Here is a 13,440-nt window from a genome sequence, read left to right as displayed (position 1 = left end):
CCGGGACGACTGAATTCAGATCGTGCGGCGTGTGCCTCGTGCCGGTTTGGCGGAGCCGGCCCCTGCCGTGCGGGTACCGGCCGTGCCAGCACCGCTACCGGTCGCCTTGGTGACCTTGGTGGTTTTGGCGGTCTTGGCGGCCGCCGCTGTCTTGGCGACCCTGGCGGTCGTGGTCGCCGCCGCGCTGCCCGATACCACCCCGCCTTCCGGCGGCCGCGCGCGGTTCGAGCGCACGATGCCATTGAGAATATGCGCGCGGCCGGCGATCAGCGCCCGTACCGGATCGCGCGCCTCCACGGCGTCGACGATCTCGCGATGCTCCGAGTTGGAGATATGCAGGACGTCCGGACTGGACAGCGCGCGGAAGCGCTGGATGTGCAATTCCCGCACGAAACTCTGGTAGATGGAGTTGAGCCGGTTATTGCCCGACATCGACGCGATCTGCTTGTGGAATTCCAGATTGACGGGGTAGTAGGTATGCACCTCGCCCTGCGCGACGATCTCGTCCATGCGCGCGATCAGGGCCCGCAGGATACCGACCTGCGCGTCCGTGGCACGTTCGGCCAGCATCATGGTCATGCAGCCGAAAATGCCCGCGCGCGCTTCGGACAGATCCAGCGATTCCTCGTTCGACAATGCGCGGATGAAGAATCCGCGATTGGGAATGATCTCGATGAGCCCCAGCGCCGCCAGCGCGCTGCACGCTTCCCGGATCGGTCCGCGGCTGACGCCCAGGCGCTGCGAAAGGCCGTTCTCGTTGACGCGCTCGTTGGGCTGGAACTCGCCATCGATGATCATCCGCTCGATCTCGGCCTGCACGACATTGGTCAGCGACTTGGTGCGCAGGAAGTCGATCGCGGAGAAGCTGCTGGGGGGATTCTGGGTGTCCGACATCGTGTGGCGTGGTGAGTTGTCCGCGGCCGCGGACGGCATCGCCGCGGCTTGTATTGAGTCCTGCATTGACTCGCGGCCCGCGGATGGCGCTGTTCGCACGATGCTCATGTCGCGTCCCCTGCTCGGTGGCGGGATCCCGCGTGGGATCCGCCAAGGATGGGAACGGCATTGGCGACGGAAACGACGGCGAACGAAACCACCAGCAGAATGATGCCCAGCACGCAGATCGCGCCGAGATCGCCGCTCTCATTCAAGTCATAAATGATAACCGATACCAATTTGGTATTTGCCGTGGTCAGCAGGATGGTGGCGGACAGTTCGCGGATGGTACCGACGAACACGAAACACCACGTGGCGACCACGCTGGTGCGCAGCAGGGGTGCGGTGATCTGCCACAGGGCCCGCATGCGCGACGCGCCCAGGATGCGGCTGGCTTCCTCCAGTTCGGGATGCACGCCCGAGAACGCGGACGATATCTGCTGGTAGCCGGCCGGCAGTTCGATGGTGACGAAGGCGATGAGCAGGATCCACAGGGTGCCGTAAAGCTGGAAAGTGGGATTGGCGTAGCTGAGGAACAACCCCACGCCCAGCACGATACCGGGGATGGCCACCGGTGCGGTCGCCAGCATGCCCAGGATGGACGCGCCGCCCAGCGCCCGGCGGCCGGCCAGGTAGGCCACCACCAGCGCCAGCGCGGTCACCACGGTGGCGCTGGACAGGCCGAGGATCAAGGTATTGGTCAGGGCCAGCCGGGTGGCGGAAAGCTCGAACAGCACGAAGTGCCAGTGGTGCAGGGTCAGCGTGCTGAAGTTGATGGGGTCGCCCACCGTGCGGGTCAGCGAAACCTTCAGCAGCGCGGCATAGGGCAGGAAAACCGTCAGGCAGAGCACCGCCAGGACGAAGGCGATGGCCACGGCTTTCCAGCGGCCCAGTTCGGTGACGCGCGGCGTGCCGCTCTTGCCGCCCAGCACCGTATAGCCTTTGCGGCCCAGGATGGCTTTCTGGGCGCGCAGCAGCGCCACCGTGATCAACAGCAGGGGAATGGAGGCGGCCGCCGCCATGCCCAGCCGAGGCGGGAACTGGAAGAAGCTCCAGATCTTGGTGGTGACCACGTGGAAGCCGGCCGGCAGCGCCAGTATCGCCGGCGAGCCGAACATCGTCAGGGATTGCAGGACGGCGATCAGCATGCCGGCGAGCATGGCCGGCAGGACCAGCGGGATGGTCACTTTGCGCAACGTCGTCAGCGGCTTGCCGCCCAGCATGGATGAAGCGTCTTCCAGGTCGGACGGCACTTTGTCCAGGGCGTTGGCGACCAGCGTGAAGACATAGGGGAACGTGAAACAGGCCAGCACGAAGACCAGACCGGTGAAGGTATAGATGTTCACCAGCCGGTCGGCGCGTTCCAGGCCGAAAAGGGCGCGGTAGATCACATTGACCAGGCCGCTGTTGGGCGCGGCCAGGATTTCATAAGCGATGGCGCCGAGGAAGGGCGGGGTGACGAACGAGGCCGTCACCAGCATGCGGACATGGCGCGCGAGCGGCAGGTCGGTACGGGCCACCAGCCAGGCCATCGGCGTGGCCACGGCGCAGGTGAGGACGGCCACGCCCAGGCCCATGCCCAGCGTGCGCTTGTAGGCCTGGAACAGGCTGTCGTCGGAGAACAGGGCAGCCAGGTTCTGCAGGGTGAAGGTGCCATCGTCGCCGCGCAGGGCGTAGTACAGCAGCCAGAACAGGGGAAGAATGACCAGTACCCCCAGCAGCAGCGCCAGCAGCACGAAGACCACGGTCGAGAACTCGATGCGGCGCGACGGCTGCTTGCGCGGTTGCCGGTCCTGCCGCTGTTCCTGTTCTTGCGGCGTGGTCTGCGGCTGATCGTGCTTGTACGCAAGCGGGGCAGTGGTCATGGTTCCTTCACCAGGCAGAGGGTCCGAAGTGCTGACGGTTCAAGTACCGAAGTACTTCTCATAGTTCGACTTGATGGTCTGTATCTGCGGCAGGATCTTCGTCGGGTCCGAGTTCAGCACCTTGATCTGCGACAGCGGCGTGCGGCCGGCTTTTTCCTTGACGTCCGGATTGAAGGAACGCAGGCCGCCGGCGTCGCTGTTGATCTGCTGCGCCTTCGTGGAGAAGATGAAGGCGTAGAACAGCTTGGCCGCGTTCGGGTGGGGCGCGTCCTTCAGCACGGCCGCATTGCCGGTGGCGATGGGCGTGCCTTCGGGCGGATAGATGATCTTCAGCGGCACGCCCTGGTCCTGCAGGCGAAAGACGTTGTATTCGTTGCCGTCGGCCTCCAGGGCTCTTTCCTTCTCGGCCAACTTCTTGGGCGGCTCGGTGGAGGACTGCACCTGCATGACGTCCTGCTTGCCCAGCTTCTCGAAATAGTCCCAGCCCAGTAACTGGCTGAGTACGTAGGTCGACGTCATGATCGTGCCGCTATAGCCCGGGTGGGCCTTGACCATCTTGCCTTTGTAGCGGGGGTCGAGCAGGTCGGTCCAGGTCTTGGGGGCGTCCGCTTCCTTCATCAGTGAAGTGTTGTAGGCCATGACGGACAGGTGGGCGCGGTAGGCGGCGTAGAAGCCGTCGGCGTCACGCGCCGAAGCCGGCCATTTGTCGGCCACGATTTTCGGTACCATGGCGCGCAGCCAGCCCTGCTGCTTGAAGTACACGAAGTTGACGGCGTCGGAGGTTTCGATGAGGTCGGCATTGTGGATGCCGGTGGAGTACTCCTGGCCCAGGCGCTGGAACACGCGTTCGGAACCGGAGCGTTCCACTTGCACGTCGATGCCGGGATATTCCTTCTTGAATTCCGCGGCCAGGCCTTGGGCCACGGCGACGTCGGTGGAGGTGTAGAAGACGACTTTTTTCTCTGCCGTGGCGGCTTTCACCAGGTCGGGCGTGATGTCGTAGGGGGCGGGCGGGGCGGCCAGGGCCGCGGATGTGCAGACCGTGCCGGCGCTGGCCAGCAGGGCGATGATGGCGATTTTCTTCATGTCTTGTCTCCTGTGTGCTTTCTTATGCCTTCAATGCGCAAGGGCCCGGCAGACTTCCGGCGCGAAGTACAGGCTGACCTCCTGGCCGACCGGGATTGCGACATTGACGGGTGCGATCGTGCGCACGGTTGCTCCACCACGAAGGGTTACCAGGTAATCGCGGTGGGAGCCGAGATAGATCTGGCGCTGGACAGTGCCGGTGGCCCAATTCGTGGTGGTGTCATCGGGCCGGGTCGGGGAAAGCTGGATGTCGTGGTGGCGCACCGAGACGGCGGTGTGGCCGCTGGCGGGGAAGGTGCCGCTGGCGCAACGCAGCACCAGGCCGTCGTCGCAGCGCACGGCGTCGTCGCCGGCGCGGGTTCCCTTGAGGATGTTGGTGCCGCCGATGAAGCGCGCCACGAATTCGGTTTGCGGCCGTTCGTAGATGTCTTCGGGCGAGCCGGACTGTTCGATGCGGCCTTCGTTCATGACGACGATGATGTCCGCGGTGGTCATCGCTTCGGCCTGGTCGTGGGTGACGTAGACGGTGGTGTAGCGGAATTCGTCGTGCAGGCGGCGGATTTCGAAGCGCATTTCCTCGCGCAGGTTGGCGTCGAGGTTGGACAGCGGTTCGTCGAGCAGCAGGATTTCCGGTTTCACCACCAGGGCGCGGGCCAGGGACACGCGTTGCTGCTGGCCGCCGGAGAGTTCGCCGGGGTAGCGTTCTTGCAGCGCGGTGAGCTGGGTGGCCGCGAGTATGGTGCTGACCTTTTCAGCGAGGTCGCGGGCGGGCAGGCGGCGCAATTTCAGGCCGTAGGCGACGTTGTCGAACACCGTCATGTGCGGCCACAGCGCGTAGCTCTGGAAGATCATCGACATGTTGCGGGATTCGGGCGGGACGGTGGTTTGCACCGAGGAGACCGTTTGTCCACCCACGCGGATTTCGCCGCCGCTGGCTTTGCCGAAGCCGGCGATAAGCCGCAGGGTGGTGGTCTTGCCGCAGCCGGAAGGGCCCAGCAGGCAGACCAGCTTGCCCTTGTCGACCGAGAGGTTCACGTCCTTGACGACCGCCAATGAGCCATAGCTCTTGGTCAGCCCATCCAATTCTAGGAAAGACACCCAAGCCTCCTTTAAGTGGCCGGTTTCTATGACTCCCGCTGGCTCACTTCTAGCGATGAAGGCTAGGAGGTAATTTGCAGATTGTCAACAGATTACGATTTTGGTGGGGTGGACTAGGGCGTTCGCACGAAGGGGCGAGTGGGCAGCGTTCGCTGCTCGCAAAGAGGTATTTTTATTTTGGAGGGTAAACCCCCAAGCCCCTTTTTTTGGGCTAGCGCCCCATGGCGCTGCACCAGTCGGTCTTGGAGAACGCGCTCCTGGTGCGCCAGTTCTTTCGGAGGGATAACCCCCTGCACCCCTCACTTGGGCTGGCGCCCCATGGCTTGGAAGCCTGCGGTTCAGGAGGATTTCGTTGGCAAAAAAACTTATGGTCCGCTGTGGTCTGGGGCGGACGAAGGGGGGCGAGGGGGTGTGGGGGGTTACCCCCCACAATAAAAAAATTATCTCCGCCGGCAGCGAATGCCACCAAAAAATCACTTCGCCGCCGGCGGATGGCGCAAGAAACTTAGCGCCAGGCGCTCGCCTGATCCAGCTTCCGGATCACCTCACCCGGAAGCGTCAGCCGTGTCGCCGCCACCAGATCATCCAACTGTTCCAGCGACGTCGCGCTGGCGATCGGCGAAGTGATGCCCGGTTGTGCCATCGTCCACGCCAACGCCACCTGCGTATGGTTCGCCCCCGTGGCGTCCACGGCCTCGTCCAGTGCCGCCAAGATCCGCCGCCCACGATCGTTGAGATACGTGTCGACGATCTTGCGCCCACGCACGCTCTTGGTGGCATCGGCAACCGACCGGTACTTGCCCGACAGGAAACCGCTGGCCAGCGCGTAGTAGTTGATGGTCCCCACCCCCTGCGCCACCGCCACATCCTGCAGGCCGCTTTCAAAGGGCTCGCGCGCATACAGGTTGTACTCGGGCTGGATGCTCTCGTAGCGCGGCAGGCCGTTGCGCTCGCTGAAGACCAAGGCTTCCGCCAACCGCGCCGCGGTGTAGTTCGACGCTCCGATGGCGCGCACCTTGCCCTCGTCGCGCAGCTTGCCATAGGCAGCCAGCGTATCGGTCAGCGGCGTATCCGGATCATCCTTATGGGACTGATACAGATCGATGTAATCAGTCTGCAGGCGCGCCAGCGAATCCTCCACGGCACGCGCGATGTACCCGGGCGCAAGGCCTTGCGCCTTGGGTCCCATCTCCATGCCGACCTTGGTGGCGATGATCACCTTGTCACGCTTGCCGCTCTTGGCCAGCCATTTCCCGATGATGACTTCCGATTCGCCACCCCGGTTGCCCGGTGCCCAGCGCGAATAGACGTCGGCCGTATCTATGAAATTCAACCCGGCATCAACCATGGCGTCCAGCAGTGAAAACGCGTCGGCCTCGCCGACGGTCCAGCCGAACACATTGCCACCGAAGGCCAGGGGAGGGACGGTAAGGCCTGAACGGCCCAATTGGCGTAGTTGCATCGTGTGTCTCTACTAGGTTTGGGGACATCGTATTTGATGTTCTTTTTATGGTGATTGAGTCTACTCCTCAGCCTGTTCCCAAGCTCGTGCCTCGGACTTACGCTGATCCTGCCCGCTACTCCTTTTCACACCTGCTCCAAGGCAGTATATCGACCAATAAGCGTAATCGGCTGCGACGCCTATGGCCTCAGGGATTTCCCGTGCCCATCCGCCCCCGGCCGCGGCACGCCGTCCGTTAGACTATGTATTGCGGCATGCGACCGCTGGCGTGCTGTACCCTTCGTTTGCCCGCGGCAACGCCCGGGCGACAGGCTACGGCGCGGGGCGACAAGCCCGGCGCGCGCCCGCGTACGGTATTCACGAGATACCCGAAACAGACATCAGACAAAAGGATTGCCAAATTATGGTGAAAGTACTCCGTGCCGCCGTCATGGGCCTGCTGGCCCAAGCCGCCGTAATGGCGGGGCCGTCGGCCTGGGCCGCGGGCCCCGCGCCGAAGTCGGTGGCGGTGATTGCCATCGTCGACCATCCGGCACTGGATGCCGTGCGCGACGGCGTGCGCGATGCCTTGAAGGCCGCCGGCTACGATCCCGCCAAGAACCTGAAATGGCAATTCCAGAGCGCGCAGGGCAATAACGCCACGGCAGCACAGATTGCCCGCAAATTCGTCGGCGACCGGCCCGATGCCATCGTCGCCATCTCCACCCCCGCGGCGCAAGCCGTGGCGGCCGCCACCAAGGACGTGCCGCTGGTCTATGCGGCGGTGACCGATCCGGTGGCGGCGCAGCTGCTGCCCTCGACGCAACAGGGCTCGGACACCAACGTCACCGGCGTCAGCGATGCCTTGCCGCTGGATCGCCAGATCGAACTGATCAGGAAACTGGTGCCCACGGCCAAGCGCATCGGCATGGTCTACAACCCCGGCGAGGCGAATTCCGTGGTGGTGGTCAAGCAGATGCAGGACGTGCTGCCGAAATCCAGCATGAGCCTGATCGAAGCCGCCGCCCCGCGCACGGTGGACGTCGGCTCGGCGGCGCGCAGCCTGATCGGCAAGGCCGACGTGATCTACGCCAACACCGACAACAACGTGGTGGCCGCCTTCGAAGCCCTGGCCAAGGTCAGCAACGACGCCAAGATTCCCTTGATCGCCTCCGACACCGATAGCGTCAAGCGCGGTGCCGTGGCGGCACTGGGCGTCAACTACCACGACATGGGCGTGCAGGCCGGCCGCATGGTGGTCCGTATCCTGAAAGGGGACAAGCCGGGCGCCATCCCGCCGGAGAGCGCCGGCAAGCTGGCGCTTTACGTCAATTCGACGGCGGCGCAGAAGCAGGGCGTCACGCTGTCCGACGCGATGCTCAAATCAGCCGCCCAGGTCATCCCTTGAGGCGGCGCTAGCACATGTCCTTGTTTTCTTTCATGGGGGCGCTGGAGATCGGCCTGATCTTCGGCCTGGTGGCGCTGGGCGTGATGATTTCCTTCCGCCTGCTGCGCTTTCCCGACCTGACGGTCGACGGCAGTTTTCCCTTGGGCGCCGCGGTGGCGGCGACCTTGATCTCGGCGGGTTGCAACCCTTTCCTGGCAACCGGCGCCGCCATCCTTGCCGGCGCCCTGGCCGGCTTGTTGACGGCGTGGCTGCATGTGCGGCTGCGCATCATGGAATTGCTGGCCAGCATCCTGGTGATGATCGGGCTGTATTCGGTCAATCTGCGCATCATGGGCCGGCCGAATGTGCCCCTGATCACCGATCCCACCGTATTCACGCTGTTGCAGCCGGCGGGTATCAGTGACTACCTGATGCGGCCGCTGTTGCTGCTGATCGTGGTGGCGATATGCAAGGGCCTGCTCGACTGGTATCTGGGCACCCGCAGCGGCCTGGCGCTGCGCGCCAGTGGCGCCAATCCGCGCATGGCGCGGGCGCAGGGCGTGAACACCGGCCGCCTGGTCATGGGCGGCATGGCCCTGTCCAACGCCCTGGTGGCCCTGGCCGGCGCGCTGTTCGCGCAGGCGCAGGGCGGGGCGGATATTTCGATGGGCCTGGGCACCATCGTCATCGGCCTGGCCGCGGTCATCGTCGGGGAAAGCATCCTGCCTTCGCGCCGGCTGGCGCTGGCCACGCTGGCGGTGATCCTGGGCGCCATGGTCTACCGTTTCTTCATCGCCCTGGCCTTGAACACCGATTTCATCGGCCTGCAGGCGCAGGATCTCAACCTGGTCACCGCCGTCCTGGTGACGATAGCCCTGGTCCTGCCCAGGCTCAGACGACGCCGCGGCGGCAAGGGAGGCTGACATGTTGCGGGCGGAAAACCTGGAAGTGACATTCAACGCCGGTTCGCCGGTGGAAACGCGCGCCTTGCGCGGCCTGTCGCTGGACATCCCCAGCGGCCAGTTCGTCACCGTCATCGGTTCGAACGGCGCCGGCAAGTCGACGTTCCTGAATGCGGTGGCGGGTGATATCGCCATCGATAGCGGCCGTATCGATATCGACGGCATCGACGTGTCGCGCCTGCCGTCCTGGGCGCGTGCGCAACGCGTGGCGCGGGTGTTCCAGGACCCGCTGGCGGGTACCTGCGAAGACCTGACCATCGAGGAAAACATGGCGCTGGCGCAGTCGCGCGGGGGGCGCCGCGGGTTGGGCCGCGCGCTCAACGACGGCTTGCGCACGCGTTTCGCCGAACGCCTGGCCAGCCTGGGCCTGGGGCTGGAAAACCGCCTGGGCGACCGTATCGGCCTGCTGTCGGGCGGGCAGCGCCAGGCGGTCAGCCTGCTGATGGCGGCCTTGCAGCCGTCGCGCATCCTGCTGCTGGACGAACACACCGCCGCGCTGGATCCGCGCACGGCGCAGTTCGTGCTGGAACTGACCGCGCGCATCGTGGCCGAGCACGAGCTGACCACGATGATGGTGACCCATAGCATGCGCCAGGCGCTGGAGGTGGGCGACCGCACGGTGATGCTGCACGAGGGGCGCGTGGTGCTGGACGTGGCGGGCGAGCAGCGCAAGGGGCTGCAGGTGCGCGACCTGCTGGCCATGTTCGAGCAGGTGCGCGGCGAGAATCTGTCGGACGACGCGCTGCTGCTGGGGTAGCCGCCCCTGGGGCGATGCGTGGCCCCGGCGCCGGCTCCAGTCCTGGCGCCGGCCGCGGTTCCCGCCGCAACGACGCCGGACGGAGAAACGCGGCACAATACCCGCCATCGTTTTCGATGGCGGGAGTGACATGGCAGGTTACGCGAACGGGCGCGTCAAGCGTTCCAAATCCGGATACGACACCATCGCCCTGGTGCTGCAAGGCGGCGGTGCGCTGGGCTCCTACCAGGCCGGCGTCTACCAGGGCATGCACGAAGCGGGTGTGCAGCCGGATTGGGTGGCCGGCATCTCCATCGGCGCCATCAATGCCGCCATCATCGCGGGGGCGCCGCCCGACGAACGGGTCGAGCGCCTGCATGGGTTCTGGGAATCGATCTGCCGGCCCTATGGCTACGGCGCCTTGCCGTGGGGCGACATGTTCGCCGCCGCCGCGGCCGGGCCTTTCGCGTCCTACGCCTACGGCTCGCCCGGCGCCAACGGCATATTCGCCGCCACCAATGCGTTGCTCTATGGCCAGCCGGGCTTTTTCCAGCCGCGGCCGTTTCCGCCGTTCTGGCCCCAGGGCCAGGGACCGGCCGGCGCCAGCTACTACGACACCGCGCCGCTGGAAAAGACGCTGAATACGTATGTCGACTTCGATCTGCTCAATAGCGGCGCCGTACGCGCCAGCTTCGGGGCGGTCAATGTGCGTACCGGCAACTTCGCCTATTTCGACAGCACCAAGATACGCCTGACGGCGCGCCACGTGATGGCATCGGGGGCATTGCCGCCGGGCTTTCCCGCCGTGGAAGTCGATGGCGAGTACTACTGGGACGGCGGCGTGGTGTCGAATACGCCGCTCTATTACGTGCTGTCGCCGCATCCGACGTGGGACACCCTGGCCCTGCAGGTGGACCTGTGGCCGGCGCGCGGGCCGCTGCCGGACACCATGGAAAAAGTCATGGAGCGGCAAAAGGACATCCAGTATTCCAGCCGGACCCGCCTGGTCACCGATTTGCTGCAACGTAACCTGGCGCTGCGCCACGATATGCAGCGCCTGCTGGCCTTGCTGCCGGAAAAGCAGCGCAATGCGCCGGAGCTGGCGCAGATCCGCGAGTCGGCCTGCACGCCGGTGATCAATGTCATCAACCTGATCTACCAGAGCAAGAACTACGAGCGCCATTCCAAGGACTATGAGTTCGGCACCGAGGCCATGCGCGAGCACTGGCAATCCGGCCTGGCCGACATCCGGGCCACCCTGGCGCGCCCGGACGTGCTGGCCCGGCCCGAAGGCGGCAGCGGCTTCGTCACCCACGATATCCACAGGGGATGACGAAGCCGCCTGTCCTCCTTCCTACGAGGGCAGGCGCAATCTCTTGTCAGAACAGTCTGATTGTTTGGGTGTGGTGCTCCATAAGGGGAATGGCGGTGTTAGCTTTTTCCCCTGATACGAACCTTTATGGAATGTCATGGAATCGCGCCAGACTGTCAAAACCCAAGCACTGCCTCGTCCTATCTCGGTCGTGCTGTACGAGCCGGAGGGGCCGGCCCGTACGCATCTGCTGAATCTGCTGAGGCCGTCCGGCTTTCATGTGCACGGTGTGCATGACGCCGACACCCTGTTCCGCTGGCTCAACCGCCATCCCGCCCAACTGGTCGTGCTGGGCGCCGGCACGCCGCAAGGCCTGTTGACCGACACCCTGCTGCCGCGCCTGGAAGCCGAGCATGCGGCGGGCGTGGTGGTGCAGCGCCCTGGCGCGGAAACCGATCTGCGGCTGCAGGTGCTGGGGGCGGGGGCCCACCTGTGCCTGGATCGCGAATACGAAGGCCCGGAGTTCGCCGCCTTGCTGCGGGCCCAGGCGCGCCGGGCAGGATTCATGGCCGCGGGCCGCGGCGCATTGGCAAGGGCGTCGTCGGTGCCGCCGCCGCGCCGGGCCGTGCGCTATCCGGGCATCCTGCCGCCCTTGCGGGGCTTGAATCCGACCAGCCATGCCAGCCTGCCCAATATGCCGGCGCCGGTCCAGGCCTTGCCCGCGACGCCCTGGAGCCTGATGTACCAAGGCTGGGTGTTGATGGCGCCGGACGGGACCCGCATCCCCCTCACCGGGCTGGAGCGCAGCTGCTTCAATTGCATGCTGGCAAGCTCGCAACGGGAGCTGTCCCGCAAGGACTTGCGGCGCTTCATGTCGGAAGCCAATCTGCGGTCCATGAACGTGGTGATCAGCCGCCTGCGCAAGAAGGTGCTGCAGGCGGGGCAACGCCTGCCGCTGCACACGGTGCATCGCCTGGGCTATGTCTTCGCGGGGACGCTGGTGGCGCAGGAGGAAGGCTGAGTCCCGGCGGGAGGGTGATGCGCGGACGGCCGAACGGACGGCTCGGCTGACGTCCAATTGCAACACCTGTTGGTTCGAAGCAGGGCTGTTGTGGAGATCGTGGGGGGAATAGGTATCCTTACAAAAAATTAAGTTACAGTCCATGCCATAGCCGCTGGAACACGGGTAAGCTTCCGCGCAAATACAAATCCGAATCAATAAGTAAGAAGGGTAGGAAATTTCTTTTCTTGCCCTGGCATGCGGTCGGGGAGGCAGGGCAGCCCATGCAGGCCTCGTTTGCATCGATAAGCGTGCAGGCATCCGCCCCTACTCTCGATGGCCGCGCGTGGATTTCGACGTGAGGGTTACATGGGTTTCAGCTTTACGCATGTCTGCAAGCCGGTTTGCGCCGGTGCTGTCTTGGCTGTGCTGCTTGCCGGTTGCGGAGAGCGCCCGCAATTGAATCCCGGCCCACCCCAAGTTGGCGTGGTGACCGTACAACCCGAACGTACACCCAGTGTGTCAGAGCTGCCCGGCCGCGTCGACGCGGTGCGCGACGCGCAGATACGTGCCCGCGTGACCGGCATCGTCCAGAAGTTGGCGTTCGAGCAGGGCGGCGACGTCAAGGAAAACCAGCTGCTGTTCAAGATCGATCCGGCGCCCTACAAGGCGGCTTACGATCAGGCCGCCGCCCAGCTCAAGCAGTCGCAGGCCGATCTTTTCAGCGCCAAGGCGCTGGCGGACCGCTACGCGCCGCTGGTCAAGGCCAATGCCGTCAGCAAGCAGGAATATGACAACGCCGTTGCAAGCTACCGCCAGGCCGACGCCGCGGTGGCGGCAGCGCGCGCCAATCTGCAGACGGCTTCCATCAACCTTGGCTACACCGACGTGACCTCGCCCATCTCGGGGCGTATCGGCAAGCCGCTGGTGACGGAAGGCGCCCTGGTCGAAGGTTCGGCCGCCACGCAGATGGCCCTGGTCCAGCAGCTGGATCCCATCTACGTCGATTTCACGCAGTCCACCACCGAGCTGGCGCAATTGCGCCGGGCGCTGGCCAGCGGCCAGTTGCAGAAGATAGGCGACAACTCGGCCCAGGCCAAGGTGTTGCTGGAGGACGGATCCGAATACAAGCATGCGGGCAAGCTGCTGTTCACCGGCATTACGGTGGATCCCGGCACCGGCCAGGTCAACCTGCGCGCGGAGTTCCCCAACCCCGAGCATGACCTGCTGCCTGGCATGTATGTGCGGGTGCGCCTGGCGCAGGGCGTCGACGCCCAGGCCTTGCTGGTGCCGCAACAGGCCCTGCAGCGTACGCCGGACGGCTTGCAGAGCCTGATGCTGGTGCGCGACGGCAAGGTGGCTTCGGTGAACGTCACGACGGCGGGTGTCAACAACGGCCGCTGGATCGTCACCAGCGGGTTGAAGGCGGGCGATGTCGTGATCGTCGAGGGTTTCCAGAAGATTCGTCCGGGAGCGCCCGTGAAGATGTCGCAATGGACACCGGGAAATCCCGGTCAGCCAGGGCAACCTGCTCCCGCGGCGGCACCGGCCGGCCCTGCCGGCAAGGACGCCGCGCCGGCCGCCGGCGGGCAGGGCGGGGCTCCCGCGCAGAAGTCCTGA

11 protein-coding genes are annotated in these 13,440 nt (G+C 65.1%); 6 read left to right on the top strand and 5 right to left on the bottom strand.

Going from position 1 to position 13,440, the window contains the following annotated elements; genetic code table 11:
• Positions 1-15: 15 nt before the first annotated feature.
• From CEY05_RS10060 to CEY05_RS10040, 5 genes are all read right to left on the bottom strand, one after another.
• Positions 16-960 (bottom strand): FCD domain-containing protein, encoded by a 945-nt coding sequence (locus tag CEY05_RS10060; RefSeq protein WP_158219306.1) that lies wholly within the window; start codon positions 958-960, stop codon positions 16-18.
• A 38-nt stretch (positions 961-998) separates the two neighbouring features.
• Positions 999-2,798, bottom strand: coding sequence for an iron ABC transporter permease (locus CEY05_RS10055; protein WP_088598323.1), 1,800 nt, complete (start codon positions 2,796-2,798; stop codon positions 999-1,001).
• Positions 2,799-2,837: 39 nt separating this feature from the next.
• Complete coding sequence (locus CEY05_RS10050; protein WP_088598322.1) at positions 2,838-3,884, bottom strand: ABC transporter substrate-binding protein; 1,047 nt, start codon at positions 3,882-3,884, stop codon at positions 2,838-2,840.
• Between the two features lie 30 nt (positions 3,885-3,914).
• The gene (locus CEY05_RS10045; RefSeq protein ID WP_088598321.1) at positions 3,915-4,982 is read right to left on the bottom strand and encodes an ABC transporter ATP-binding protein; all 1,068 of its coding nucleotides are present in this window, start codon (positions 4,980-4,982) and stop codon (positions 3,915-3,917) included.
• A gap of 505 nt (positions 4,983-5,487) precedes the next feature.
• Entirely contained in the window at positions 5,488-6,444 is a 957-nt protein-coding gene (locus CEY05_RS10040) for an aldo/keto reductase (protein ID WP_088598320.1), read from the bottom strand.
• Between the two features lie 457 nt (positions 6,445-6,901).
• Between CEY05_RS10040 and CEY05_RS10035 the strand changes: the two genes are divergently transcribed.
• The 6 genes from CEY05_RS10035 (at position 6,902) to CEY05_RS10010 (ending at position 13,440) form a co-directional block, all read left to right on the top strand.
• Positions 6,902-7,831, top strand: coding sequence for an ABC transporter substrate binding protein (locus CEY05_RS10035; RefSeq protein ID WP_369825931.1), 930 nt, complete (start codon positions 6,902-6,904; stop codon positions 7,829-7,831).
• 14 nt (positions 7,832-7,845) lie between these two features.
• A complete protein-coding gene (locus tag CEY05_RS10030; RefSeq protein WP_088598318.1) occupies positions 7,846-8,733 on the top strand; it encodes an ABC transporter permease in 888 nt (295 codons plus the stop codon).
• 1 nt (position 8,734) lies between these two features.
• A complete protein-coding gene (locus CEY05_RS10025; RefSeq protein ID WP_088598317.1) occupies positions 8,735-9,529 on the top strand; it encodes an ABC transporter ATP-binding protein in 795 nt (264 codons plus the stop codon).
• Positions 9,530-9,659: 130 nt separating this feature from the next.
• Entirely contained in the window at positions 9,660-10,841 is a 1,182-nt protein-coding gene (locus tag CEY05_RS10020; protein WP_088598316.1) for a DUF3734 domain-containing protein, read from the top strand.
• A gap of 136 nt (positions 10,842-10,977) precedes the next feature.
• Positions 10,978-11,841 (top strand): winged helix-turn-helix domain-containing protein, encoded by an 864-nt coding sequence (locus CEY05_RS31705; RefSeq protein WP_233161444.1) that lies wholly within the window; start codon positions 10,978-10,980, stop codon positions 11,839-11,841.
• A 348-nt stretch (positions 11,842-12,189) separates the two neighbouring features.
• Positions 12,190-13,440 carry an efflux RND transporter periplasmic adaptor subunit gene (locus CEY05_RS10010; protein ID WP_088598315.1) on the top strand — a complete coding sequence of 417 codons (1,251 nt, stop codon included), beginning with the start codon at positions 12,190-12,192 and terminating at the stop codon, positions 13,438-13,440.

This window comes from Achromobacter sp. HZ34, assembly GCF_002209485.1.
Classification (GTDB): Bacteria; Pseudomonadota; Gammaproteobacteria; order Burkholderiales; family Burkholderiaceae_B; genus Bordetella_C.
The sequence above is the reverse complement of the archived record's forward strand: the minus strand, read 5'-3'. Positions and strand labels throughout refer to the sequence as shown.

Bases quoted from the DNA above. Each gene is read 5' to 3' on its own strand.
- CEY05_RS10060 (WP_158219306.1), bottom strand. From the start codon at position 960: ATGCAGGACTCAATACAAGCCGCGGCGATGCCGTCCGCGGCCGCGGAC.
- CEY05_RS10055 (WP_088598323.1), bottom strand. From the start codon at position 2,798: ATGACCACTGCCCCGCTTGCGTACAAGCACGATCAGCCGCAGACCACG.
- CEY05_RS10050 (WP_088598322.1), bottom strand. From the start codon at position 3,884: ATGAAGAAAATCGCCATCATCGCCCTGCTGGCCAGCGCCGGCACGGTC.
- CEY05_RS10040 (WP_088598320.1), bottom strand. From the start codon at position 6,444: ATGCAACTACGCCAATTGGGCCGTTCAGGCCTTACCGTCCCTCCCCTG.
- CEY05_RS10035 (WP_369825931.1), top strand. From the start codon at position 6,902: ATGGCGGGGCCGTCGGCCTGGGCCGCGGGCCCCGCGCCGAAGTCGGTG.
- CEY05_RS10030 (WP_088598318.1), top strand. From the start codon at position 7,846: ATGTCCTTGTTTTCTTTCATGGGGGCGCTGGAGATCGGCCTGATCTTC.
- CEY05_RS10025 (WP_088598317.1), top strand. From the start codon at position 8,735: ATGTTGCGGGCGGAAAACCTGGAAGTGACATTCAACGCCGGTTCGCCG.
- CEY05_RS10020 (WP_088598316.1), top strand. From the start codon at position 9,660: ATGGCAGGTTACGCGAACGGGCGCGTCAAGCGTTCCAAATCCGGATAC.
- CEY05_RS31705 (WP_233161444.1), top strand. From the start codon at position 10,978: ATGGAATCGCGCCAGACTGTCAAAACCCAAGCACTGCCTCGTCCTATC.
- CEY05_RS10010 (WP_088598315.1), top strand. From the start codon at position 12,190: ATGGGTTTCAGCTTTACGCATGTCTGCAAGCCGGTTTGCGCCGGTGCT.